Annotated in this window: 18 protein-coding genes; 4 read left to right on the top strand and 14 right to left on the bottom strand. The window is 59.7% G+C overall.

Annotation, left to right across the window (positions count from 1 at the left end; all coding sequences use genetic code 11):
* Positions 1-86: 86 nt before the first annotated feature.
* The 3 genes from QWJ34_RS05980 to QWJ34_RS05970 all read left to right on the top strand — a co-directional run bounded on the left by QWJ34_RS05980 (position 87) and on the right by QWJ34_RS05970 (position 3,975).
* A complete protein-coding gene (locus tag QWJ34_RS05980) occupies positions 87-620 on the top strand; it encodes an RNA polymerase sigma factor (RefSeq protein ID WP_302726155.1) in 534 nt (177 codons plus the stop codon).
* Positions 601-2,310 carry a DUF4179 domain-containing protein gene (locus QWJ34_RS05975; protein ID WP_302726154.1) on the top strand — a complete coding sequence of 570 codons (1,710 nt, stop codon included), beginning with the start codon at positions 601-603 and terminating at the stop codon, positions 2,308-2,310. Before QWJ34_RS05980 ends, QWJ34_RS05975 begins: the two co-directional genes overlap by 20 nt.
* 408 nt (positions 2,311-2,718) lie before the next feature.
* Positions 2,719-3,975: an MFS transporter gene (locus tag QWJ34_RS05970; RefSeq protein WP_302726153.1), complete on the top strand. Its 1,257-nt coding sequence runs from the start codon at positions 2,719-2,721 to the stop codon at positions 3,973-3,975.
* Positions 3,976-4,457: 482 nt separating this feature from the next.
* Here QWJ34_RS05970 and QWJ34_RS05965 read toward each other — a convergent pair whose 3' ends face one another.
* The 3 genes from QWJ34_RS05965 to QWJ34_RS05955 form a co-directional block, all read right to left on the bottom strand.
* Positions 4,458-5,621, bottom strand: coding sequence for a copper amine oxidase N-terminal domain-containing protein (locus tag QWJ34_RS05965; protein WP_302726152.1), 1,164 nt, complete (start codon positions 5,619-5,621; stop codon positions 4,458-4,460).
* A 173-nt stretch (positions 5,622-5,794) separates the two neighbouring features.
* Positions 5,795-8,107 (bottom strand): putative bifunctional diguanylate cyclase/phosphodiesterase, encoded by a 2,313-nt coding sequence (locus QWJ34_RS05960; protein ID WP_302726151.1) that lies wholly within the window; start codon positions 8,105-8,107, stop codon positions 5,795-5,797.
* A 242-nt stretch (positions 8,108-8,349) separates the two neighbouring features.
* Positions 8,350-8,841 (bottom strand): YflT domain-containing protein, encoded by a 492-nt coding sequence (locus tag QWJ34_RS05955; protein ID WP_302726150.1) that lies wholly within the window; start codon positions 8,839-8,841, stop codon positions 8,350-8,352.
* 164 nt (positions 8,842-9,005) lie between these two features.
* Between QWJ34_RS05955 and QWJ34_RS05950 the strand changes: the two genes are divergently transcribed.
* Positions 9,006-9,458, top strand: a complete 453-nt coding sequence (locus tag QWJ34_RS05950; protein ID WP_302726149.1) for a GNAT family N-acetyltransferase — start codon at positions 9,006-9,008, stop codon at positions 9,456-9,458.
* A 9-nt stretch (positions 9,459-9,467) separates the two neighbouring features.
* On the opposite strand, the gene yfcE is transcribed toward QWJ34_RS05950, so the two are convergent.
* From yfcE to QWJ34_RS05895, 11 genes are all read right to left on the bottom strand, one after another.
* Positions 9,468-10,019: a phosphodiesterase gene (gene yfcE, locus QWJ34_RS05945; RefSeq protein WP_302726148.1), complete on the bottom strand. Its 552-nt coding sequence runs from the start codon at positions 10,017-10,019 to the stop codon at positions 9,468-9,470.
* 224 nt (positions 10,020-10,243) lie between these two features.
* Positions 10,244-10,657 (bottom strand): hypothetical protein, encoded by a 414-nt coding sequence (locus tag QWJ34_RS05940; RefSeq protein WP_302726147.1) that lies wholly within the window; start codon positions 10,655-10,657, stop codon positions 10,244-10,246.
* 24 nt (positions 10,658-10,681) lie between these two features.
* Complete coding sequence (ung, locus tag QWJ34_RS05935; RefSeq protein ID WP_302726146.1) at positions 10,682-11,350, bottom strand: uracil-DNA glycosylase; 669 nt, start codon at positions 11,348-11,350, stop codon at positions 10,682-10,684.
* 218 nt (positions 11,351-11,568) lie between these two features.
* Positions 11,569-12,213, bottom strand: coding sequence for a ribonuclease H (gene rnhA, locus QWJ34_RS05930; RefSeq protein WP_302726145.1), 645 nt, complete (start codon positions 12,211-12,213; stop codon positions 11,569-11,571).
* Positions 12,214-12,436: 223 nt separating this feature from the next.
* Positions 12,437-14,830: a beta-galactosidase gene (locus QWJ34_RS05925; RefSeq protein WP_302726144.1), complete on the bottom strand. Its 2,394-nt coding sequence runs from the start codon at positions 14,828-14,830 to the stop codon at positions 12,437-12,439.
* Entirely contained in the window at positions 14,827-16,923 is a 2,097-nt protein-coding gene (locus QWJ34_RS05920) for a beta-galactosidase (RefSeq protein WP_302726143.1), read from the bottom strand. The genes QWJ34_RS05925 and QWJ34_RS05920 overlap by 4 nt, the downstream gene beginning before the upstream one ends.
* Positions 16,924-17,295: 372 nt before the next feature.
* Positions 17,296-18,834: an ABC transporter substrate-binding protein gene (locus QWJ34_RS05915; protein ID WP_302726142.1), complete on the bottom strand. Its 1,539-nt coding sequence runs from the start codon at positions 18,832-18,834 to the stop codon at positions 17,296-17,298.
* A 283-nt stretch (positions 18,835-19,117) separates the two neighbouring features.
* Positions 19,118-20,056: a carbohydrate ABC transporter permease gene (locus QWJ34_RS05910; RefSeq protein WP_302726141.1), complete on the bottom strand. Its 939-nt coding sequence runs from the start codon at positions 20,054-20,056 to the stop codon at positions 19,118-19,120.
* Between the two features lie 21 nt (positions 20,057-20,077).
* Positions 20,078-21,019 (bottom strand): ABC transporter permease, encoded by a 942-nt coding sequence (locus QWJ34_RS05905; RefSeq protein ID WP_302726140.1) that lies wholly within the window; start codon positions 21,017-21,019, stop codon positions 20,078-20,080.
* A gap of 276 nt (positions 21,020-21,295) precedes the next feature.
* The gene (locus QWJ34_RS05900) at positions 21,296-22,939 is read right to left on the bottom strand and encodes a response regulator (RefSeq protein WP_302726139.1); all 1,644 of its coding nucleotides are present in this window, start codon (positions 22,937-22,939) and stop codon (positions 21,296-21,298) included.
* Complete coding sequence (locus QWJ34_RS05895; RefSeq protein ID WP_302726138.1) at positions 22,939-24,747, bottom strand: sensor histidine kinase; 1,809 nt, start codon at positions 24,745-24,747, stop codon at positions 22,939-22,941. Before QWJ34_RS05895 ends, QWJ34_RS05900 begins: the two co-directional genes overlap by 1 nt.
* Positions 24,748-24,921 lie beyond the last annotated feature (174 nt).

The following is a 24,921-nucleotide window of genomic DNA, read 5'->3' as shown; positions in this document are numbered from 1 at the left end:
AAATGCAGCAAAGAAAAAATGAACCTTACGCCTCCGTCGTTTGTTTGATATTTGATAAATGAATCCACCCGGAAGGAGGCGCGCAAGTGACGAACAAAGAGCTGTTCGAAACGTACCGCTCGGACGTGTACCGGACCTGCTACTATATGCTCGGTCAAGCCGCGGACGCGGAAGACATCTGTCAGGAAGTGTTCATGACCGCTTTTCGCAGCGGCTGGCAGCATATCGACAACGTACAGGCCTGGCTGCTGCGCATCGCGGTCAACCGCTGCCTGAACCTGCTCAAGCGCCGGACCACTCTCCGCTCCAAGCTGACCACCCATTCCAGGCTGCTGGTCCGGGCGCCCGAGCAAACGCCCGACGCCGCGGCCGAAGACCGGGAAGCCGCCGAAGAATGGGCCGGCTACCTCGGACGCCTGCCGATCAAGATCCGCGCGGTGATCTCGCTGCGGTATATCCACGATCTCGCCATCGCGGAAATTGCGGAAATCCTCAAAATTCCCGCCGGCACCGTCAAATCGAGGCAGCATAAAGGCTTGAAACTGCTGAAGCAGATGCTGGAAAAACAGGGGAAGCTTAAACTGAATAAAGGAGGAGCTTATGAATACCAAATTTATTGACGGCAAACAGCCGAGCGACCGGAAGACCGAAGCAGTCGAAGCGCTGCTGCACGGCAAACTGGGCGGAGGATCGGCGCCGCCCGAACCGGATTACGACGCGATGTGGATGAAAATGAAGCTTGAACTGGAACGCGGCGGCGCGGCCGGAGCTCCCGGCCGGGAATCGGCGAATCGCGCTCCGGCGCGAATGCGGGTACGCAAAGTCGCGATGGTCACGGCGCTCGGCGCGGCGCTGGCCGCCGTACCGGCTTACGCCGCTTTCCAGTACGACTGGAGCGATATTTTGGCCGGACGCGAAGGCATTCAAACGGCGCTGGCGCAGGGTCTCGGCCAATCGATCGAACAGTCGGTCACGCATGACGGCGTTACGCTGACGCTGCATACCGCATTTGCCGATGCCGGACGGACGGTAATTCTGTACAGCCTCGACCCGGGCTGCAAACAAGGCTCGTCTTTCGACTTTTCCCGCCTTTTGATCAACGACGCGAGCGGACAAAGCCACGAAGTCAGCGAAATGCAGCAGTTGAACGAAAGCGGCGGCACGCTGGCGGGATACTTCGAAACGGACTGGTCGCCGTCGGGTTCGTCGGAATCTGTCCAACTTCATCTGGAAGGACTTCACTTCTACGAAGGAACCGAACGCGAGCTGAACTTCGACGCCGCCGATCCGCAGCCGCAGACGGTGGAGATCGGGCAGGACGGTATCGATCGTCTGGCGCTTCAACCGTTCGTCCGGGAGGACGGCAGCACGATGATCCGCACGGCGGTATCGGCGAACGCATCCGGGCAGGCTGGAAGCCGATTTACCCAACTCCGGGTTTACGACGCAAACGGCAAACCGATTCCGGCTTCGCAGCCGGGCGCTTACGGCGCTCCTGGCGAGAACGGCTCGAAGATCAACGAGGAGTACTACGACACTTCGGCGCTGGCTCAAGGCGGCTTGACCTATAAACTGGCTTATCAGCGCGCCGTGGACAAGGTCGCAGACAGCTGGAATTTCCCGCTCGTCCTCGACAAGTCGGAACTGCGGCACGCTTCGTCCGAGCAGAAGCTGAACGTTTCCCTGGGCGAAGGCGAGGACGCTCTGAAGCTCAGCAAACTGTCGATTACGCCCACGCAGATCCGGCTGGAAGTCCGCGAACCGGACGGCCCGTCTCCTTCCTTCAATCGGTATGAGCTGATCGTCGACGGCAAACGCATCGACAAAGAGCTTAACAGCTGGGCAATCCGCGGCGAAAGCGGCTACAATCTGGTTTTGGAAAGACCGGCGGATCTGGCGCTGTCGCCGGATTCCACGATCGTGCTGAGCGCGAAGCACGAAGTCGTCCCGCATGAAGGCGATCTGCCGGCTCCTGTCCGGCTTGCGAATATCGGCGCCCGGAAGCAGAGCCTGGTCGCCAACGTCGGCGGATTCCCCGTAAAATGGACGTACTACAAACAGGGCGGCGATCTGTATGTGCAGACGAGCAGTACGGACCCGAATTTCGGCGGTATCGCGCAGACGTACATGGGTTCGGGCCGCGGCAAAGTATACGGTACCCCGATGATTCAACGCATGCAGGACGAAGGCGGCGAACGCCTGGACGCGTACAAGAATTTCACCGGCGATTCCGCCGAGCTGCAAATCTTCTATTACATCGAGCATCTGCCGGACAAGGAAGTTCGGGTGCAGGTGTATCCGGGGAAGTAAGCGGATAGTCTTTTAACTTGAAAGCCGTATTCTCCCGTCGCTTCGCCGAACGGGAGAATACGGCTTTTTGAATAGATCTGTACTTCTAATAGGCTTTTTGAGTATAATGTTACCAATTGAGCACAGGTACAGCCTGTGCCGGCCGGTTATATTTCGAACGCAGCTTGCGGACAACCGGCCAAAAACGGAGGTGTTTGTTTTGTTAACAGTTCATCGAAGACCCCAACTCGATCCCACCCCATATTCAATTACGATCGGCGGCGCAAATGCGCGCGGTCCGGCAGGGACGGTACGGTAGGCTTCGCGTTTTATTGTACATGATCCGGCTGCGGACAAAGCGTGCGGCCCGCCCGAAAGGCGGACAACGAATTGTCGAAGAACAACCGGGCGTCACAAGTTTATTTATTTATGAATGCGATAACGGCGCTGGCTTCCAGCACCATCTTCACGACGTACAGCATCTACTATATTGCGCAGCTGGGCTTGAATCCGCTGCAGCTGGTGCTGGTCGGCACCGTGTTGGAGCTTACCGTTCTGCTGTTCGAAGGTTTGACCGGCGTGGTTGCCGATACGTACAGCCGCAAATGGTCGGTCATTATCGGCATGTGGATAATGGGAGGCGCGTTCGCCTTCGAAGGGTGCGTCGTCTGGTTTGTCGCCGGCGGCTCGGCGCTGCCGGCTTTCGGCTGGCTGCTGATCTCGCAGATGCTGTACGGCATCGGCTGGACGTTTATCAGCGGCGCAAATACCGCCTGGCTGGTCGACGAGACCGGCGAAGAAGCGGCCGGTTCCGTGATGATGCGCTCGCAGCGCTTCTCGCTCCTGGCTTCGCTGCTCGGTATCGGACTGAGCGTAGGTTTGTCGCAGCTTGCGCCGAACCTGCCCTTTCTGGCAGGCGGAGCGATGTATCTGCTGCTCGGCCTGCTGCTGATCCGCAGGATGGACGAAACGGGCTTCGCGCGCCCCGAGCACGAAGCGGACAAACGGCCGAATCCGCTGCGCGAGATGGCCGGCACCTGGATGCGCGGCGCGAGCTTCGTGCGCCGCAGCCCGCTGCTGCTGGGCCTGATCGTCGTGACGCTGCTAAGCGGCGCTGCGTCGGAAGGCTACGACCGGCTCTGGCCGACGCTGCTGCTGAGCGGCGAAGGCCTTCCGGACGCGGGGCTGAGCACGGCCGCATGGTTCGGCGTGATCGGGGCGTCGATCACGCTGCTGGGCCTTGTCGGCGTGCGGCTGGCGGAGCGCCGGCTCGATCTGGGCAGCCGGCGAGCGGTCACGACCGCGCTGCTGCTGCTGACGGCGCTGCGCGCGGCGGCGATTGCCGGCTTCGCGCTTGCGCCGGACTTCGGCCGGGCGCTGTGCGCGCTGCTGCTGACCGGCACCGCCTCGGCGGTCTTTGCGCCGGTGTACTCGGCGTGGCTGAACCATAACTTGGAGAAGCGCAGCCGGGCGACCGTGCTGTCGATGGTCAGCCAGTCCGACGCGCTCGGGCAAACGGCCGGCGGCCCGTTCGTCGGCTGGATCGGCAGCCGCTTCTCGATTAGAGCCGCTTTGCTGGCGTCGGGCGTTCTGCTGCTGCCGCTGTTGGGCGTGTTCGCCCGAATGCGCGGCTCGGCCCCGACTGCCGCCGCAGAGCACGAAGAGCAGCCCCCGGATAACCATTGATGCAAATACGCAGAAAATTTGGTGCTTTGACCCGTAAAACCGGGCATTCCTGCATATGCGCAGCAATTTCGCTGCCAATAGAGCGATTTCTCCCGATTTCAGGTTATTGGAGATGAAATTGCTGCGGATCGACATCAATGATTGACTTTTCCGAGTACCTGGGACAAATTGATGCGGATTTGCAGCAATCATTTCTTTCCCAATCGATATTTGTTCGGAGGCGACAGCCTGATCGGCGGCTCCTTGGACGTTCAATCGACCTGCTCTCACCATTCTTTTTGTTCTCGCATACTCGCCTTCGTCCTCGTTCTGCTATTTTCGATCGCGGTACGAACAATCTCATAAAAGCACCCCATAAAAAAGAACCTTCGAGACCACTTTCGTCGTGGTTTTGAAGGTTCTTTGGCATTCCCGTCAGCGCATCGTTTTTTTCTTTATCTCATTCGTCCCGCTCAAAAGTTCCCTTTGCCCAAAACCAAATCTCATCGCTTCAGCGTATACACGACCGTGCCTGTACCGCCGAATGTGCCGCCCGGCGCGATGCGCCGATACGTAAAGGTCAGCTCACCGCCCTCCTGCTTCACGAAGCGCAGTCTCGATTGCAGCAGCAGCGGCTCGCCGGTATCGGTCGATACCTCGTCCCACTCTTTCTGCTCGGCCGCGTCCAGCAGTTCGCGGTAAAGGAGAACGGATCGGTGCGCGTTGAGGTCGATCAGCGTCGGCTGGAGCGTATCGAAAGCCCTCACCAGCAAATAATCCGCCGTAACGGACTCGACGATAAACGGTCCGGTTTGTCCGGTCAGCTCTTCCAGCTCGTAAGTTGCGGCCAGCGCGCCGTTCGCGCCGACGACCTGCACCGTTTGGCCGTCGGTCATGTAAGCGCGCTGCGCGGGCAGCGTTTGCGGTCCGAACTGCGCAGTCGAATACATGCCGGAATACCGCTCGTGCATCTGCCGCCGTACCGTCCCGTTCTTGACCAGGAATTGAAAGCGATGATTGACGATCTGCATCGAAGCGCCGTACTCGCGTCCCACCGTCAGCAGATAAGCGCTGCCGCCGAGCGGGCGAATATCCAGAGTCCCCCAGTCCAGATCCGATACGTCCGCGTCCGCCAGCTTCCGGGGAGAACCCGATTCCAGCGAATAAACTTCTCCGCTCTCGAACGAGACCCAGGCCGTCCGGTCCCCCTCCGCGATCATGCGGAATCTGCCGGCGTCGCTCAGCGTAACCGTATTGGCTCCCGCTTCCCGCCCGATCCGGATCTTCGGCGCGGACGACAGCAGCTTCAGCGGAATATAGGCCCGCCCGCCGCGTATAAACGCAGCCGCGCCGGTCTTGACGATTCGGCCGTTGATCTCCGCGCGTTCTTCGCCCGGCTTTACGTCGATCCGGGCATCCGGCCGCAGCAGCGTCAGCGTTTGCGAAGCGGAATCGTAATTCGCGCGGAACCCGAGCAGCCGCGCCGCGGTTTCCGCCGGTATGTAAGTGCGTCCATCCCGTACTTCGAGCCCGGCCGAGCCTTCGGACTGCGGCGAGCCGTTCAGCACCAGCGAAGGCGGTTCGGATGCTTCCGCGTGCGGGATAGGCGTAATCAGCAGGCTGCCCGCCAGCAGCCCGGCCGCCCATTTATACAGTCGATTCTTCATCGTCGGTCCCCTTCCTGTTTCCTGCGGCAAACTTCTCTTTCATAAAGACGCGTTCAGCCCGGACAAAGTTTCCCGAAACGAAAAATTTGCGGCCGCCGGCACATGAAAAAAGAGAGTTCCCACTTTGCCGGAACTCTCCCACTTTTCTTCTTTCGAAATTTGAACCCATGCTGCTAAGCCGTTCCCGACATCGGGGGACGCTTCCCTTCAAGCAGGCGTTCCACTTCGCGCGCCGGCATCGGGCGGTTGATGTAGTAGCCCTGCACTTCGTCGCAGCCCGCCGCGCGCAGGTACTGCAGCTGGTTCTCGGTTTCCACGCCTTCGGCGAGCACTTCCATGTTCAGGCTTTTGCCGATCGCGATAATCGCCCGCACCATATCGCCGCGAGTCGTTTCGGTATCGATGCCTTCGACGAAGAAACGGTCGATCTTCAGCAGCTGCGGTTCGAAGCTGCGCAGGTATTTCAGCGACGCGTAGCCGGTGCCGAAATCGTCGATAGCGAGCTTCAACCCGGCTTCGCGCAGCAGCTTGAGCTGCATGACGACTTTATCCGTATCGCGAATCGCCAGCGATTCGGTGACTTCGAGCGTGATCTTCTCCGCGTCCACTCCGGTTTCGCGCAGTGTGCGGATAATCTTCTCGACAAACAGCTCGTCCTGGAACTGATACGGCGAGACATTGACGCTCATCCGCAGCGATCCGTAGCCTTCGCGCTCCCAGCGGAGCTGCTGCAGGCAGGCTGTCTTCATCACCCACTCGCCGATCTCGACGATCATGCCGGTTTCCTCGGCCACCGGAATAAACTCCACCGGCGAGATGCTGCCGAGCACCGGATGATGCCAGCGCAGCAGCGCTTCGACGCCGACGATCCGGCAGTCCTGGATATTTTTTTGCAGCTGGTAATAGACCGAGAATTCGCCGCGTTCGATCGCGCCGCGCATCTCGTTTTCCAGGCCGACTTTGTAACCGAGCTTCTCCGCGAAACGCGGTTCGAAAAAAAGACTTTTCTGATGGCGGTTGTTCTTCGCTTCGTGCATCGCCATATCGGCGCTCTGCATCAGTTCGCCCGCCGTCGCGCCGTCTCTCGGGTACAGCGCCGCGCCGATACCGGCGGACACGTACAGCACGGTATGCCCGATCGCGATCGGCTTTCTCAGCGCTTCCTCGATTGCGGCGATCGCCCGGTATGCTTCCACTTCCCCGTTCAGCGGATCGACCAGCACGGTAAACTCGTCCCCGCCCTGACGGGCCAGCAGCCCGGAAGCCGGCAGGTACTCCCGCAGCCGGTCCGCCACGATTTGCAGCAGCCGGTCACCCACCGTGTGGCCCAGACTGTCGTTGACGTGCTTGAAGCGGTCGAGGTCGAAAAACAGCAGCGCCAGATTGCGGCCTTCCTGTTCGGCGCGCTCTACGGCGGATTGAAGCTCCAGATCGAACAGGCGGCGGTTGGGCAGTCCGGTCAGCGGATCGTGATTGGCTTCGTAGTCTTTGACTTCGATCGACTGCCCCAGCCGTCCCAGCAGATTGTCGTTTTCCGTAAACATCAGCACCTGGCGCATGATAATCAGCAGAACCGCCACGGCGCTGCCCAGCACCATCACGTTAAATTCCGACAATTCGCCCAGGACGACCGCAAACAGGATCACGAGGCTCGCGCAGGGCAGCAGTCTGGGCAGCCAGCCCCGCCGGCCCGGAAAACGGCGGCTTTTGGCCGCGCCGCGCTTCGTTTGCTCGCCCTCCAGCGATTCCGCTCCGGCCGCCGTCATGCACAGAATCCAGATCGTCCAGACGATATTGATCGGACTTGCGGCCGAGTAGGCGTCGTTGATCACCAGATACAAATAGACGGAATCGCCGAAGGCCAGCAGCAGCACCGAAACCAGGAAGCAGACGTCGGCTCTGGCGGTTCCAAGCGACTGATTGGCAAACAGCAGCAGGCTGAGCAGAAACAAATTGCCGAGGTCCGTAACCGGATAAGCCAGGCTGAGCAGCAGGTGCATCCAGTTCTCCTGCGGCGCATGGCGGAGCAGCGGATCGATCAGCAGACTCCAACTGAGCACCGCGACGGTCGTCATCAAGATCGAAGCGTCGAGCATCGCCTGCACCAGACGCAGCTTCTTGAGCCGCCGATATACCAGAAACAGCAGCGCGGCAAACAAAAGCAGGCTTTCGAGCATCCAGAAAAATTCCGACAGGCTGGACGAAGACAGCCAGCCGCTTCCGCGGAACATATCCGTCATTTGCAGCAGGAGAGACAGCAAATAAGCGGACGCGCTGGCCGCGATCAGCCTCCAGAACAAACGGCTTCGCGGTTCCGATCTGCGAATGACGCCGGCAAGCAGCCCCAGACAGCACACAATGGGCAGGATATTCAGAAATCCGATTCGGGCGATCGCCGCTTCTTGCCCTGCGAATACCCGAAACAGAATAAGGTAAAAGGCGAGGTAAAGAAGGGAGCCCCCGTAAAAAATTTGGATACGTTTCATCTCAGCGGCCTCCAAAAACATAGACGTATACGCAAGAAGTCCCCGTAAATTATAGACAAAGCGCGGATAAGGGTATTTTTTATATCGGCACCCCGCTCGCTTAACCTTAGGCGTTTTTACTTTTTATGTTAGAAATTCAGCAGTAAGCTCCGACCCGACGTTTCCGTTCAACGCAAAAAAGGCGGACCGGCAAAGTCCGCCGTCCGCCCCGCATGATTCCGCCGCCAAAACCGCGCAGCGGGTTATTCGCTTGTGTTCGCCGTGGTGCCGAGGATGCTGCGGATCTCGCCCAGCTCGCCGGACGATTCTTCGAGCAGCAGCAGCAGGCTGCCTTCCTGCACCGCTTTGTCGTACTTCTCGGCTTCTGCTTCGCTGAATCCCAGATTCGCGAAGTCGTCTCTCCAGCCGTGGCCGCCCGAATACGTATCGGAGCCGATAAACTTATGCGCCAGCGGTCCCGCCGCCACATAAGGACCGACATTGGTGAATTCGCTGTCGCCGGACTCGCTGAACGTGTCGCGGATGCTGTTCAGGAACCCTTTGGATTCTTCGGGCTGCGTGTTGGCTTCCGCGGACTTCAAATTGGTGTCCTGGCTGATTTCCTCGATATGATGCGGGTCGCGCCCGATTACCGTAATCTGGTCGCTGCCCACGCCTTTCGCTTTCAATTGGTGAATGGCGTCCAGTGCCGCCTGCTCGGTCGGAAATACGCCTACGATCGTTCGGTTTGTCATGATGGCTCCTCCTCTTTCCTTTTGACCCTTCAATACGATTTTAACCGAATGAGGAAGCGCGGAATCGGTTTCCCGTAGATTTTTGCCTGCCGCTTCGATATAATGATGGTTCGAATCGAAAGTCGGAGAACGGAACGAAACGCAAAAAGGAGGCTTCCTGCGTCATGCAAACGAAAGTCACGAGAGTGGAGAACGAAGAGCAGCTGCGGCGCGGCCTGGCCGTGCGGCGGGAAGTCTTTATCGAAGAACAGCAGGTTCCCGAAGAGCTGGAGGTCGACGACTACGACGCAATCGGCTCCCGGGCGCGTCATGTGCTGATCGAACAGGCGGGCGAAGAAGTCGCCGCCGGACGGCTGATTCCTTACCAGGGCGGCGCCGCCAAATTCCAGCGCATCGCCGTGCGGTCCGCTTTTCGCGGCAAAGGCTACGGGCGCGTCGTCGTGGCGGCGCTCGAAGACGCGGCCCGGGAAGCCGGATTTCGCCGTGCCGTGCTCGACAGCCAGTGCCACGCCGAAGCTTTTTATGCCGGGCTCGGCTATGTCACGAAGCCCGGCGAACCGTTCTACGACGCGGGCATCCTGCATGTGCGGATGGAGAAAGAACTCGGGCCGCTGTAAGGTTCCTATTCAGGCAAAGCCGATCCGCTTGATCTCCGCTCCGTCCAGCCCGCGGACGACCAGCCCTTCGCGGTCCAGGATGCCGAGCGACGGCGGATAGCCTTCTTTGGGCAGCGAAACCGAACCGGGGTTGAACAGATACAGGCCGTTTCGGCGTTCGGCGACCGGCACGTGCGTATGTCCCTGCATAAAAATATCGCCCGACAGCAGCTCCGGCAGATCGTCCATATGCCGGTGATGTCCGTGCGTGGCGAAGATCCGGCGGTCTTCCTGCAGCGCGATCGCGTACTCGCCCATGATCGGGAAGTCGATCAGCATCTGATCGACCTCGGCGTCGCAGTTGCCGCGAACCGCCAGCGCGATCTGCGCTTTGCGGCCGTTGAGTACCGCCGCCGCGCCCTGCGGGTCGTAGCCGTCGGGCAGCGGATTGCGCGGTCCGTGGTACAGATAGTCGCCGAGCAGCAGGATGCGGTCCGCTCCTTCGAGTTCCGCCCGTTCCAGCGCCCGGTTCAAGCCGGTCAGCGAGCCGTGGATATCCGAGATTACAGCCAGTTTGTTCATGTTGTTCGATTGCCTCCCTGCAGCGTAATGGGGACGCCGGGCGCGCGAATCCCGTGCTCCCGGTCCCTTCGCTTTCTATTATAGGCCCGGATGCGCCGGGCGGACAATTCAAAAAGCCGCGCGTAATCCATTGAAGGATCGCGCGCGGCTCCCGTACGGGCTGCCGTTCGCCCGCCGCCGCTGCCGCCGTAAGCGGTTTACCGCTCAAGGCGACAGGAAACGGCTTATCCGCGGAACGAGCGGACGACGAACAGGTATTCTTTTTTGACCAGTACGGTTCCGTCTTCAAGCGTGACCGTCTGGTCGTTGTGCTTGATCAAATGCGCTTTTGCGGCCAATAGACGGTCTCCTTCCCAGATCATCATTGCGGAGCGGAACAAGACGGCGTGCTCGAACTGCCGCATCGTCTTGACGATATAACCGATCGAGTTCGGACGGCCGGCGGCCTGCCTGCTTTCCTGGGGCAGAATCTCGATCTCGCGGATCGACATAATGTCCTTCATGGCAATCCTGACTCCGCCGGGACTGAGTACGATATATTGCTCTTTGTCGTTCCACCGGATCAAAGTCCCGTAGCGTTTCGTCTGATACGGCCCGCCGTTGTCGACGACCACTTTTCTTCCCACCCAATGTTTCAAAGCGCGCACCTCCGGGCGGTCGCTTTACAGCGACGGTATTTCCCAATTTATCGGCTGAATGCCGTGAGATTTCAAGTAATCGTTCGTCTGCGAGTACGGCCGGCTCCCGAAAAATCCGCCTCTGGCGGACAGCGGGCTGGGGTGTACCGATTTGAGCACGGCATGACGGCTCGCATCGATCAGCGCTTCTTTTTTCTGCGCATGACTGCCCCAGAGAATAAATACGGCCGGCTGCTCCCTTTCGCCGATCGCTTGAATAACGGCGTCGGTAAAACGCTGCCAACCCAGCTTCTGATGCGAAGCCGCCTGGCCTTCCCTTACGGTCAGCACGGTGTTGAGCAGAAGTACGCCCTCCTCCGCCCAATGAATCAAATAACCGTGATCCGGCGCCGGCACATTCAAATCGCTTGCCATTTCTTTGTACATATTCCTCAGCGACGGAGGAATCCGCACGCCGGGCAGAACGGAGAAGCTGAGTCCGTGCGCCTGCCCCGGACCGTGATACGGGTCCTGGCCGAGAATAACGGCTTTGACGTTCGCAAAAGGGGTCAGCTTGAGCGCCTGAAACAAAAGCGGCTTCGGCGGATACACGGTGTGCGTTTCATATTCTTCCTCCACCCGTCGCATCAGTTCCTCAAAATACGGCTGACGAATCTCGTCCTTCAGCACTTCATCCCAATCGTTGCCAAACATTTCTTTCGCTCCTTTCCGAATTTTACGACATATGATGGAAGAAACTCGTCTTGGCTTTCATTACCCGAAAAAGACACATTCGTCCTCAGCGCCCCAAAACGGTCAAAAAGCCGACTCTCGCGCGAACAAGAGCCGGCCTGACGGTCCGGTAAACGTTAAAAAGTATACTAGCACGTTCGCAGGTAGGGCGCAATTTCGGAAGCCGCCGGCCGAGCCGCTTATTTTCTTCCATAATCGGCTTTGATCTCCCCCCAATCTCTGGTTTCCCATTTCATGATCCGGGTGCTGTAAGGATGGGTCTCCAGCCATTGAACGGCCCGGTCCACCAGCGTCCAGATCTCCTCCGTCGACTTGTCGCGCGGCAGCGTGGACGACACCCGGCGCTGCTTGACCCATTTGATCGCGTTGACGGAATCGCTGTAGACCGATTTGCCGCTGCCTTCGCGCTGAATATGGGCCAGCGCATGCACGATGGCGAGAAACTCGCCCAGATTGTTCGTGCCTTTGGCGATCGGACCGTGCGAGAAGATCACTTCGCCGGTCGCCGTATCGACGCCTTTGTACTCGACCGGACCGGGGTTGCCCCGCGTGCCCACATCCACCGAGATGCTGTTGTAGTCGATCTCGCTCGTCGGCTTGGCGCCCGGCCTCGGTCCTCCGGCTTTCTTCGCGGTTCCGGCGCCGCCGGACCGTATGTACGGCTTTGCTCCCCCGCGATAAGCCTCTTCCGCCGCGGTCTTCGACTCGAACGATTTGTACCGGGCTCCCGGAAAACCGTCCACCTGCGCTTTGCATTCGGCCCACGTCGCGTAAACGCCGGGCTGTTTGCCGCTCCACACGACATAAAATTTCGACTTGCTCATACGCACCTCCAGCCCCGTTTGGCTTTTTTTCGTTAACACTTCATGAATGAATGTGTAACACTTTATTATAGGTTAGCCCTTCGAATAATTGCAACACACGCCGAAAGTCCCAGTTGCGTTGGAATTCGCTTGCGGCGAAATCCGCCGGCCCGATCCGATTGTTCGAAAAAGCCCGCCGGACGCTCTGTCTGGAAGCGTTCGGCGGGCTGCGTGCAAATCCGGTCTACTCCATTTCTTCGGCGCGCGGCGTCCCGAGCCCGGCGTCGGCGGCCGGCGGGATATTCAGCGTCACGGTATACACCGGTTCGGCTTCGATACGACGGAACTCCGCCGCCGCTTCGCCTTCGAAAGACTGCCGGACCGCCATGGCGGCATCTTCGGCGATATTCGTTTTGCCTTTGCGCAGCGGAGTCGTTTCCAGCACTATCTCTCCGCCCGTCAACGCTTCCCGGAAGCGCGACAAACCGATCTCCCACAATCCTCCGTTGTAAAAATGGTCGTGGAACAGCTTGCCTTCGGCAAACGCGTAACCGACGTTGCCCGTGTACTCGATGCTCAGTAGCACCTCGTCCGTTTCGTCCAAAAGAGAAGGATCGAACGTCAGCACCGCTTTGCCGGGACGGACGTGCGCAATTCCGATCTCGACTTTGCGCTCGGGCACGGCGACCCGGCGGCGCTTGAACCCGTCTCCGTGCGCTCCGCCATTATATTCGCGGAATTCGAACTCGCGCCGTCCTCTGCTGTAGAACTGCAGTCCGTCGGGCACGGGCGCAAGCGGAACTTCCGAGAACAAAACGCGGGCGCGTCCGTTTTCCTCGAACGTCCACAGCCGGTCGGCTTCCGCTTTCGCCATGACGTACAGCCGCGTTTCCCCGCCGTCCTCGCGCCGGATGCGGATTGCCGCCGCATCGGATCGCGCTTCCTTTTCGCTCGGCACCACAATGCACCAGCTTCCGTTTCCCCCGCGGGAAACGCCGCCTTCTTCGCAGCTTACTTCCGCAATCCCCGCCGCGTCCAGCGCAAATTCCGCCGCCTGGCCGTCGATCATGCGGAAAAAGTACGTTTCTATCTCTTTCTTGCGTTCTGCATCTTCTTGCGCGCGGTGCACCGTTACAAGCTGGGCTGTCGCGTAGCGCAGATTCAGCCCCGACAGATCGAAATTCAGCGGCAGCATAAACGAAGCGTTGGACCGTACGTCCAGTCTGCTCTGCCGCGGAAATTCCAGCTTCTCCCCGTTCAGTTCCACCGAGAACGTCACGTCCGGGCGATCCGGCATCTCGATATGATCCTGGTAGTTGTTCACAAACAGGAAGCCCGAGCGCCCGTCGGTACGCGCCGCCCAGCGAAGCGTTTGCGTATCTTCGGGTCGAAGACCCGCGGCGTCTTCCGGCAGCACGGTCGCGAGCGGCGCAAGCCGAGCGCCGAACGTCCGCAGAAACGCGTGCAGGCTTCGCAGCGCGTGATTGGACTCGCGAATCTGCCCGAATTCGCCGATTGGCGCCTGAAAGTCGTAGCCGATCCTCGGCGTCGTGCTTTCGTTCAAATAACCGCCGGAGCCGATCGGATTGCTGCCGCCGTGGAACATATAGTAGCCCAGGAAGTTGCAGCCGCCGGCGAGCTTGACCAGGCTCATGGCATGCACGCTTTCCGGTTCAACGACAAAGCGCGACAGCACCCAGGTCTGCATGCCGCCGCCGATCTCGCAGCAGGCGAACGGATAAGCCGTCCGGTCGTAAGGCGGACGGAATCCGCGCGCGTCCGCCTCGGATTCGCCGTGGTAATCGGCGAACAGGTACTCGCCCGTCGGCCGCTGCCGCGGATGCTCGGCGCCGACGCTCCACGGCGTATAGGCGTAGCCGCCGTACAGCGGCAGCAGTTCGTCTTCCGGCAGCGGTGCTTCGTCCCAGCCGGTCGCCGTATACAGCGGCGCGTCGAGGCCCGCTTCGACCGCCATCCGCTTGAGCAGCGTCATATGCCGCTCGCCTTCGGCCCCGCCGACTCCGCCGCTCAAATACTCGCCGCCCTGCCCGGCGGTCAGTTCCCACAGCGCGGCGGCCGCGTTCAGCTCGTTCTCCAGCTGGATGCCGATGACCGGTCCTCCGTTTTTGAACATCAGCCCGTCGCTCTGCCGGCCGATCTCCGCGTACAGCCTGCGGACATGGCGCAGATATTCTTCGTCGTTCGAACGAACCTCGAACGACCGGCCAAGCATCCAGTCCGGCAGGCCGCCGTTGCGGACTTCGCCGTGACAGAACGGCCCGATCCGCAAAATAACACGCAGGCCGAGTTCGGCGCAGCATTCAACGAACCGGCGCAGATCGCGGTTTCCCGTCCAGTCGTACACGCCTTCACGTTCTTCGTGATGATTCCAGAAAATATAACTCGCCACGATCCCGATACCCGACATCTTCATCTTGCGCAGCTCGATCTCCCAATCGCGGGCGGGATAGCGCGAATAATGAAATTCGCCGCAGATCCCGAAGTACGGCCGGCCGTTCCATTCCATATAATAATTCGTAAACGAAAGCCGGTCTCCGCCGGGCGCCGTTCCTCCCGCTTTGAGCGTCGAAGGACGGATGGCTTTTCGCGCGATATTCGCGCGGATGGAATGCTTCATGCCGGTTGTCCGCTTTCGCGCTCCGCGTTCGTTCGGCGGCTCAGCACGACGGCCGCATTGACCGGCAGCGTCAGCTTCTTCGGGACGGGCTCGCCCGTCTCGGCGTCGGTATAGCTGTGCCCGTCCAGTTCCAGCTGCCGCTCTTCGCCGCTGAAATTCAGCAGAAATACGTAATCCTGCTCTTCGCCGCGGCGAAGCTGAGCCGTCACGCCCGGTGGGAGCTCACTGCCCAGCACGGGCTTCACGCCGCTTGTCCGGATAAGGCCCGCGTAGAAATCGTTCAGGAAGTCTTCGCCCAGCCGCGTCGCCAGATGATAGGCCGAGCCTTCGCCCAGCCGGTTGACAGTCAGCGCCGGTCTGTCCGCATAGAAATCTTCCGTATACACGCCCAGCACTTCGGCCGTCTCGGCGTGAATCAGTTCGCAGATCTCGCGCGCTTCATAGGCTCCGCTCAGTTCCGGCAAACGGCCGGAACCGCCCGGCACGATCGACACGCCGTTGCGGTCGTAGTCGTACAGCCCTTCGATCTCTTCGGCCCAGATGCCGAGCGTCCGGCGCAGCGGGCCGGGGAATCCGCCGAGATGGCACAGATCGTGCTCGTCGACCACGCCCGACCAATAAGTCGTGACCAGCGTGCCTCCCCGTTCGACGAACGCTTCCAGTTTGCGGCCCGTGTCTTCGCTGCACAGATACAGCATGGGAGCGACGATCAATCGGTAATCGTCGAAGCTGTCGCCGCTGCCGATCACGTCGGCCGGCACGCCCCGCTCCCACAGCGCGCGGTGGTGTTCCATCGCCGTCTCTTCGTAGTGCAGCCCGCTGTTGCGCGGACCCTGGGCGTCTTTGACCGCCCAGCGGTTGTCCCAATCGAACAGGATCGCCGTTTCGGCCGGCGTAGGCGCGCCGGCGATGCCGGACAGGCTGCCCAGCGAGCGGCCGAGATCGGCCGCGTCGCCGAATACGCGCGTATGATCGTGTCCGGCATGGTCCACGACCGCGCCGTGGAATTTCTCGCTGGAGCCGCGGCTTTTGCGCCACTGGAAGTACTGCACGGAATCCGAGCCGTGCGCGATCGCCTGGAGCGAAGACAGGCGGTGCATGCCCGGACGCTTGAGCTTGCTGACCGCCTGCCAATTGGTCAGGCTCGGCGTGCTCTCCATCAGCAGGAACGGCCGGTGCTTGATGCTGCGGAACAGGTCGTGATAGAAAGCCACCGAAGCGGCCAGCGCGGCGTCGCTCGTATGCTCGTGCCAGGTCGGGTACGCGTCCCAGGAGATCACGTCCAGCAGGTCGGCGAACTTCCGGTAGTCCACGCCTTCGATCATATGCATATTGGTCGTCGCGGGCAGCTCCGGGTTCGCGCCGCGGACGGCTTCGATCTCGTGGCGGCAGAAATCGACGGTCTGGTGCGTAACGAAGCGGCGCCAGTCCAGATTCTGGCCGTGCACCATATTCTCGCCGTGCGGCGCGGGCGACTCCACCTGCGACCAATCGGTGTACGTATGCGCCCAGAACGAGGTCCACCAGGCGGCGTTCAGCGCTTCGAGCGAACCGTAGCGCTCTTTCAACCACTCGCGGAAGCTGCTTTGGCAGTATTCGCAGTGGCAGTCCCCGCCGTATTCGTTGGAGATATGCCAGCCGATCACAGCCGGGTGACGGGCGTAGCGCTCCGCCAGGCGGCTGTTGATCTTCGCCGTTTTCTCGCGGTACACCGGCGAGCTCCAGCAGTGGTTGTGCCGCATGCCGTGCAGGTTGCGCACGCGGTTGGCTTCGGTGCGCAGCACTTCGGGATACTTGGCCGACATCCAGGCGGGACGGGCGCCGCTCGGCGTAGCCAGCCAGGCGTAGATGCCTTCCTGCGCGAAGCGGTCCAGCACGCGATCCAGCCAGTCGAAGCGGTAGACGCCTTCTTCCGGCTCCAGCGACGCCCAGGAGAAAATGCCGACGGCCATGACGTTGCAGCCGGCCAGCTTCATCAGGCGGATATCTTCGTCGAGGATATCCGGGCGGTCCAGCCACTGGTCGGGATTGTAGTCGGCGCCGTGCATGAGCACGGGGAGTTTCGGCGATATTGGGGGGAACGGTTTGGTCATATTGGGTCGCTCCTTTTGAAGTTTTGATTGGTTTAACAGAAGATCCTGTACGTAGGAAGCCCTGGGAGGGCAGCGGGATAAATTCGTTACAGTCGCTTGTTGAAACCAGGAAGCTTGATTATATTTTATGGAATCTTCCCGGTTTCAAAGGCGAACGCTAACGCTCTTTCACTGAATTTCTCCCTCCGCTTATCGGCTCCTCTTAACAAAAAGAATGCCTTAGAAGCTGTGCCTTTCTTTGAAAGGCTCTGCCTCAACGCGCAAACCGTTCCCGGAACAATCCCGGGAACGGCGGATTCGGTACAGACGGCTTCCGAGCGTGCGCGATTCGGTTTGCGGTTGTGGAAGACACGCGCGGAAGCTGCGGTCTTGTTAGTTCTGCGCGGCCAGGAAAGCGTCGATCTGGGTTTGCATTTCGGTCTGGACTTTGTCGAGGCCCGCGGCCTGGAGCTGTTTGATCAGGTCGGCCTGGCCTTTGTCCAGGTCCTGGATCAGGCCGTATTCGAGCGGGATGGCGTAGCGCAGCATGACGTTGCCGATGCTGGCGACCTGGTTCTTGACGTTGGTGTCGTCGAACACGAACGTTTCGAGCGCGGAGTGATGGACTTTATCCTGCCAGGAGGCCAGCATGTCGTCCGCTTCTTTCGGGTACGACGTATCGGTGCGGTTCAGCAGCGAGTTCCAGCCCCAGTTGGAAAAGCCGGTATAGTTCGCCGCGCTCGGGCCCGGTTCGTACCGGTCGTCGCCGATCGGTTTGTAGTGCTTGTCCGCGATGCCGTACATGGTCAGGTCGTGGATCTCGCGGTCGTTTTGCAGCAGGTCGATCAGTTCGAGCGCGCGCTCTGCGTGTTTGGACGTGGCGTGGATCGCCAGGCCGTTCTGCGTGGAGATGGCGCTCGTTTTGTATTTGTCCGGCGTCAGGTCGACGAACATCATGTCGTACTGCGGCGTATCGCGGCGCGCTTCGGCCACGTTGAACGCCACGGTGCCGAGGTTCTGCGCGTAAGAAGCCACTTTGCCCGCTTTCATATCCTGCCAGACGTCGTTTTTGTTGTTGACGATATTTTTGGACCAGCCGCCGTTATCCGCAAGGTCTTTGTAGTAGCTCAGCAGCTCGCGGAATTCCGGCGTATCGTAGACGTTGAACACTTTGCCGGATTCGTCGTCCAGGCTGTACGCCAGCGGAATACCGGTATTGATTACGCTCCACTGATTCTGCTGCTCCAGAAGCACATCGTCGAGTTCGTGCCATTTCCAGCCGTCGGCCGGTTTGGCTCCGAATCCGCTCACGCCTTTTTCGTTTGCGGGCACCGCTTTGACGTATTCCGCGTAAGTCGCCGGATCGGTGACGGGATCCAGCTTGTATTTGTCCACCAGATCCTGACGGATCAGCACGACTTTGTCGATGACTTCCTGGCTGTTCTGCGGAACCATGTACAGTTTGCCGTTTACTTTTGCCTGATCCCAGGCCGTCTGCGGCAGCGCTTCAAACGTCTTCGGCGCATGTTCTTTGAGCATGTCTTCGGTCAGTTCCAGGAATCCGCCTTTGAGCGCCTGGTCGTTATAATAAGCCCAGTTGGCGGTGTACACGATATCAAAGTCTTCGCTGGCGGCGAATTTGAGCGGGTATTTCTGCGTCCAGTCGGACCAGTCGAGGAATTCCGCTTCCACCGTCGTGTTGATCTTTTCTTTGAGAATTTCGTTCAGCTTGCCGAATACTTCGTCGTAATCGACCGGCTTGCCGCCGATCAGCAGCATTTTGAGCGTGACCGCTTCGCTGTCCGAACCGCCCGCGGCGGGATTGTCTCCAGCCGTTTCTTTTTCTTTCGTTCCCCCGCAGGCCGTCAGTAGCGTCGCCAGCAGCAGCAGGGCCGCCAGCAGCAGACTTCCGAGCTTTCTTTTTTGTCTCATGACCATCGTTCCCCTCTTGGTAAAATGGTGAGGCTGAAATCGATAAAGCTGTATGATAACCCGATTGCGCCGTTTCGGGGCAGAGCCGGTGCGAAGCCGCGCCGGTACTTTGTCCCAGATGAAAGTACTGGAGACTTGTCTCAAGTAGATGTATGGTTTCGCACGTCTGAGAATTTGTACTTGAACCGTGTACAAAATCTTCAACGGAATCGCACCTAAACCATGTGCAATCCAGCCGAACGAAACCCTATTATTAAGTGAGACAAGCTACTGGAACCGGGGATTATCCTTTGACCGCGCCGATCGTAAGCCCCTGCACGAAATACCGCTGGATAAACGGATACGCCAGCAGGATCGGCCCCGTCGCCACGATGGTCATCGCCATTTTCAAACTTTCCGTCGGCAGGCTTGTGCTGACCACCGCGCCGGACTCCATCATCGCTTTGCGCATGCCGTCCATATTGCCGAGCAGCCGGTACAGATAATACTGCAAAGGCATCAGGTCGGAGTCGGAAATAAACAGCAGCGCGTGGTACCAATCGTTCCAGTAGCCCAGCGCGATAAACAAACCGATGGTGGCGAGCGCGGGTTTGGACAGCGGAAGAATCAGTTTGATAAAAATCAGGAAATCGCCCGCCCCGTCGATCTTGGCCGATTCCACGATCGCTTCGGGAATACTGCTCATAAACGACTTCATGACGATGATATAGAACACGTTCAGCAGCATCGGCAGAATCAGCACCAGCAGCGTGTCTTTGAGATGCAGATAGTTGACGATCATCAGGTACCAGGGCACCAGCCCGCCGCTGAACAGCGTGGTGAAGAAGAAGAAAAACGAGAACGGATTGCGCCATTTGAAATCGCGCCGCGACAGCACGTAAGCGGTCATCGCGGTCAGGAAAAGCCCCAGCGCCGTGCCGATCAGCGTTACCGTAATCGTAATGCCGTAGGCTTTCAGCATATCGGCCGGATAGCGGAACAGGATGCTGTACGCTTCGACCGAGAACACCGAAGGAATGATCTGGAAGCCTTTTTCGACAATCGCGCTTTCCGCGGTCAGCGACGAGGAGACGACCAGCAGAAACGGAAAGATACAGAAGACCGCGAGCACGGTCAGTACCGTATAACCGATCGCCGCCAGCAGAATCCGGTCGCTTCCGGGCCGCTTCTTCGCTTCCGGCCGCGCGGCGGCCCGGCGTTCGTTGACGTTCGTTGAACTCATAACGCTTTTCCCTCCTTTGTCCTAGAATAGAGCGCGGTCTTTATCGTATTTGCGCACGGCGTAGTTGGCGAACATGATGGTGGCGAAGCCGAGCACCGATTGGTAGAATCCGGCGGCGGCCGACATCCCGATCTCGTTGGACGTGGTCAGCGAGCGGAACACGAAGGTGTCGATGACGTCGGTCGAAGCGAACAGCAGGCCGTTGTTGCCGACCATATTGTAGAACATGCCGAAGTCCCCGCGGAAAATATTGCCGATCGCCAGCAGCACCAGAATAATAACGGTGGGCATGAGGTTCGGCAGCGTGATTTTCCAGATGCGCTGGAAGATATTCGCTCCGTCGATCTCGGCCGCTTCGTACATTTCGGTGTCGATGCCCGTGATCGCGGCCAGGTACATCACCATGCCGTAGCCGAGTGTTTTCCAGGCGGATACCGCGACCAGGATAAACGGCCAGTACGCGGAAGTGTTGTAGATATCGACCGGCTCCATGCCGAGTCCCTGGCGCAGCATGTTGATCGTGCCGACGTCGAAGTTGAACAGGTTGTACGCGATCGCGCCGACGACGACCCAGGAGATAAAGTACGGCAGGAACATGATGGTCTGCGCAATCTTGCGGAACCATTTGCCCGCCGCTTCGAACAGCAGGATCGCCGCGAAGATCTGGAGCACGTTGTTGACGACGATAAACGCGATATTGTACAGCGCGGTGTTGCGCGTCACGCGCCAGGCGTCCCCGGAGTCGAAAAAGAATTTGAAGTTGTCGAGACCGTTCCACGGACTGCCGAACACGCCCCCGTCGTAGTTGAACTGTTTGAAAGCGAGTACGATCCCCGCCATCGGCACATAAGCGAACAGCAGGAAAAACAGGACGGCCGGAGCCAGCATCAGCAGCATTGTGCGATTTTTCCTGACGTCGTCCCAGAACCCGCGTTTCCTTCCGGCTGCGGTCTGTTGTGTCATGATGATTCCCCTTTCTTGCCCGCTTTCGGGCGCGCTGCGGTTTGTTGACGAAGCGGCGCTTGGCAATGCGGCTCTATGTCATTGATTATAAGGAAGCGCTTACAGGATAAAAATGGAGGCGGCCAACAAAAACCTATACTTTTTCACCGATCCATCGTTGTTTTGCGCATCCCCCGTTTTCCGTATGCCTTGTTTCTCGCGTCCCCATTCCGACAATCGGCCCGCAGCCTTGTAGCGGCTGCGGGCCAATGCGGAGGAAAAGAAAGAAGCCAAACGTCAAATCCGGTTTTTCTTGCGGTATTCGCCCGGCGTCATGCCGGTATTCAGCTTGAACTGCCGGTTGAAATAAATCATGTTCTTGTAGCCCATCCGCTCGGCGATCTCGTAGATGCGCAGCGTGGGGTCGCGCAGCAGCTCGCACACGCGGGTATTGCGCAGCTCGTTGACGTGCTCGCCGAACGATACGCCCGTTTCTTCCTTGAACAGATGACCCAGGTAATTGGGGGTAAAGTCGAAATGCGCGGCCGCTTCCTTGAGCGTGATCTTTTGTTCCGGCCGGGCTTCGGCGTAGCGGATCATCTCGTCGATCAGCTTGCGCTTCTGCCGCTGGCTTTTGACGTACAGCAGTTCCGACAATTCGAAGAAGCGGCGTCTGAGCCAGGAGCGGATATCGTGCACCGTCTCGAACCGGAACAGCAGCTCGGGATTGTGGCTGTCCCATTCCAGCAGCTCGTACAGATTCTCGCTGCGCCGCTGGAGATCGGCGTGCAGGATCGAAGTCAGCCGCACGATCAGCTCGTAGACGCGCCTTTTCCCGGCCCCGGCCGATGCGGCGTCGCTGCGGAACAGCTCCAGCAGCCCGTCGTCGATCGCCACCAGATCGTAGCCCAGGATGGCGTCGATCAGCCGCTGCGCCGAGGCTTCGATTCCGGCTCCGGCCGCGGCGGGAACAGCCGGCTCTCCGGTTTCGTTCTCCGGCGCTTCCGCCGGCTTCCGCCCGTCCGGCCGATCGTTCGCGGCAAAGCTTGCTTCGTTCGCGATCAGCCGGTTCTTGCCGAGCAGCCATTTGGTACTCAGCGCTTCCGCGGCCCGGCGGTACGACCGGTACAGGCCGGCTTCGTCGTCCGCATGCGGACCGAGGCCGATCGTGATCGTATGGCCGCAGCTCTGCTCCACTTCGCGGATCAGCCCCTGAAGTCCGGCCGAGAAAGCGGCCGCAGGCCGCGCCGCCAGCAGCACGAAGCGGGCGGGACCGTGCGGAATCAGCGTGCCCAGCTGCTCCTCCGCGGCGCATGAGCGGATCAGCGCGGCGATTCGCCGCGTCCAGCGGCGGCGCCCGTCTTCTCCGTCTTCCCCGAGCTTCCACTCCGCATCGTCGATCTCGATGACGGCCGCGGCGGAGCCTTCGGCCAGCAGCGGTTCGACCACAGCGCGAAGATGAGGCGCAGGGGCCGCGTACTCGTCGTCTTCGAACCAGCGCAGCAGCAGTTCTTCCTGCACGAGCGAAAGCGCTTCGAGCATCGAGCGGTCGCGCTCCCCTTCCTGGCGCAGCTGTTCGCACAGCCTATTCAGCGTAGCGTACAAATCTTCGTCCTTCACCGGCTTGAGCAGATACGCCGACGCGCTGATCTCGATCGCTTCGCGGGCGTAATCGAATTCTTCGTGCCCGCTGATAAACACGATCTTCAGCTTGGGATTGATGACTTTCGCCCGGCGCGCAAATTCGGTTCCCGTCATGATCGGCATGCGGATATCCGACAGGATCAGATCGACCGGCTGCTCTTTGAGCCGCTCCAGCGCGGCGAACCCGCTGGTCACCGCTCCGGCCAGCTCGATATCGAGCCCGCCCGACAGCACCCGCCGGCGCATCCATTCCAGGTCGATCGTTTCGTCGTCGACCAGCAGCACCCGTACCGCCATTACGAGCTCCCCCTTTCATTTTCCCCGCGCGGGTCTTTCTCCGCCGCGCCCGGCTCCGGCAGATCCGCCGGGAACGTCAGCCGGACCGTCGTGCCTCCTCCGTACACGCTGCCGATCACAACGCCGTAAGGCTGTCCGTATTTCAGCTTGATGCGCTCGTCCACGTTCTTGACCCCGTAGCCCCCGGAAGAACCGTGTCCGTCTTCATCCCCCGACGCTTCCCGCGGTTCCGTCAGCTCCCGCAGCGTACCCGGCTTCATCCCGATTCCGTCGTCGATCACCTGGAGCACGATAAGATCGTCTTCGCGGCGGCCGGTAATCAGGATCGAGATCCTTTCGCCGAACCAGGCATGTTTGAAAATATTTTCGACAAAAGGCTGGAGCACCAGCTTGATAATCGTCGCTTGTTCAATGCCCGGCTCGATATCGAAATGCACCCGGAACGCTTCGGCGTACTTCACCCGCTGGATATCGAGATAGGCTTCGATCTGCTCCAGCTCGCGCTCCACCGTAATCTGCACACTGCCCCGATTGAGCGTCAGCCGGTAGAAGCGCGACAGACCGTGCACCATTTCCGTCACTTTGCCGATCTCGCCCAGATTCGCCAGACTGCTGATCGTCGACAGCGTATTGTACAGAAAATGCGGATTGATCTGCGCTTGAAGCGCTTCGAGCTCCGCCTGCTTGGTCTGCACGCCCTGGCGGTACACGCTGCGCAGCAGTTCGTCGATGCTGGCGGCCATGGCGTTGAACGCGTCGGCGATCTGCACGAACTCGTCGCTGCCGGAGAAATGCAGGCGTTTTTCCAGGCGTCCTTTTTGAAAAGACCGCACCGTAGACAAAATGCGCGAGATTTTGCGGCCGGACAGCCGCGCGACCAGAAAGCCGATGCACGCCATCACCGCGAAGCTGAGCGCGCAGACCAGCACGATCGCCTGCTGGAGCCTGCCCGCGTCGCGGGTCAGGTACCGGCGCGGCACTTTCGTTTCGATCAGCAGGTCCGTGCCGGGAATCCGTTCGCTCAGCGTCAGGTACGAGACCGAACCGCTTCCTTCCTCCGGCTCCTGCTGCGGTCCTTTGCGAAACAGCGTTTGCCCAGCGGACGAATCCAGCATACTCACCGTAAAGCCTTCCGCGATCGGAAACGCTTCCAATCCGCCGAACAAATCTTCGAGCGACGCGGTGATGCGGATATAGCCGATCCCCGTCTTGTAATCGCTGTACGAAACCAGGCGGCGGAAATGCGAAATATTGCCCAGCTTCCGGTCGGTATCGATCTGGAGCCAACCGTTGTCGCGATCTTCGTTCTCCAATTCGTCAAACCAGTCCGCGTCTTCGATACCCGCAAGCGGCAGGATGTAATAATCGCTGTTCTTGATCGGCAGCTCCAGATTGTCGCCGGACACGGCGTTCAGATCGGGGTTGGGCGTATACAGCATCAGCCGGATATCGTTGCCGAACAGCTGGAGCGGCGCTTTGAGCGCGGGGATGATCTCGTCGGTCATCGTCAGGTAAACGTCGAGCGGATCGCCGTCCTCCTGAAGCGCCCGCTGAAACGGCACACTGCCGAAAAGGGTATCGGACATGCGCTGGATCTCGTCCATTTTGTACCGGATATTGGCGCTGGCCTGCTTCATGCTGGTGCGGATGCTGGTCTCGGCCATTTCGGTCCGGGAGTCGGTCAGCATAGAATACGAGATGGAGCCGATCACCGCGTCGGTCAGCAGTACCAGCAGCAGATACGGAATCATCGTCTTGTATGTAAAAGGCATATAGCGCCGCGCGGAACGTCGTGCGGAGTAAACCATATCGCTGACATCTCCTATTATCCAGAGGTGGGTCGATCCGTCGATTCTTTCCCATCATACCCGGAGGGCCGCAAAAGCGCCAGAGCCGTTTTGCGATCCAGCGCGCGAATACCGTACGCTGCTTGCAGAGACCGAATGTCGCAAAATTGCACAGTCTTGCAAAAATATAGTTTA

It is taken from the genome of Saccharibacillus sp. CPCC 101409 (assembly GCF_030518235.1).
Lineage (GTDB): Bacteria > Bacillota > Bacilli > Paenibacillales > Paenibacillaceae > Saccharibacillus.
The sequence above is the reverse complement of the archived record's forward strand: the minus strand, read 5'-3'. Positions and strand labels throughout refer to the sequence as shown.

Excerpts from the sequence above, each read along its gene's own strand:
- QWJ34_RS05975 (WP_302726154.1), top strand. The coding sequence starts at position 601 with ATGAATACCAAATTTATTGACGGCAAACAGCCGAGCGACCGGAAGACC.
- QWJ34_RS05960 (WP_302726151.1), bottom strand. The coding sequence starts at position 8,107 with ATGAAACGTATCCAAATTTTTTACGGGGGCTCCCTTCTTTACCTCGCC.
- ung (WP_302726146.1), bottom strand. The coding sequence starts at position 11,350 with ATGTTTGGCAACGATTGGGATGAAGTGCTGAAGGACGAGATTCGTCAG.
- QWJ34_RS05910 (WP_302726141.1), bottom strand. The coding sequence starts at position 20,056 with ATGAGTTCAACGAACGTCAACGAACGCCGGGCCGCCGCGCGGCCGGAA.
- QWJ34_RS05900 (WP_302726139.1), bottom strand. The coding sequence starts at position 22,939 with ATGGCGGTACGGGTGCTGCTGGTCGACGACGAAACGATCGACCTGGAA.
- QWJ34_RS05915 (WP_302726142.1), bottom strand. The coding sequence starts at position 18,834 with ATGAGACAAAAAAGAAAGCTCGGAAGTCTGCTGCTGGCGGCCCTGCTG.
- yfcE (WP_302726148.1), bottom strand. The coding sequence starts at position 10,019 with ATGAACAAACTGGCTGTAATCTCGGATATCCACGGCTCGCTGACCGGC.
- rnhA (WP_302726145.1), bottom strand. The coding sequence starts at position 12,213 with ATGAGCAAGTCGAAATTTTATGTCGTGTGGAGCGGCAAACAGCCCGGC.
- QWJ34_RS05970 (WP_302726153.1), top strand. The coding sequence starts at position 2,719 with ATGAATGCGATAACGGCGCTGGCTTCCAGCACCATCTTCACGACGTAC.
- QWJ34_RS05925 (WP_302726144.1), bottom strand. The coding sequence starts at position 14,830 with ATGAAGCATTCCATCCGCGCGAATATCGCGCGAAAAGCCATCCGTCCT.
- QWJ34_RS05965 (WP_302726152.1), bottom strand. The coding sequence starts at position 5,621 with ATGAAGAATCGACTGTATAAATGGGCGGCCGGGCTGCTGGCGGGCAGC.
- QWJ34_RS05920 (WP_302726143.1), bottom strand. The coding sequence starts at position 16,923 with ATGACCAAACCGTTCCCCCCAATATCGCCGAAACTCCCCGTGCTCATG.
- QWJ34_RS05905 (WP_302726140.1), bottom strand. The coding sequence starts at position 21,019 with ATGACACAACAGACCGCAGCCGGAAGGAAACGCGGGTTCTGGGACGAC.
- QWJ34_RS05955 (WP_302726150.1), bottom strand. The coding sequence starts at position 8,841 with ATGACAAACCGAACGATCGTAGGCGTATTTCCGACCGAGCAGGCGGCA.
- QWJ34_RS05950 (WP_302726149.1), top strand. The coding sequence starts at position 9,006 with ATGCAAACGAAAGTCACGAGAGTGGAGAACGAAGAGCAGCTGCGGCGC.
- QWJ34_RS05895 (WP_302726138.1), bottom strand. The coding sequence starts at position 24,747 with ATGGTTTACTCCGCACGACGTTCCGCGCGGCGCTATATGCCTTTTACA.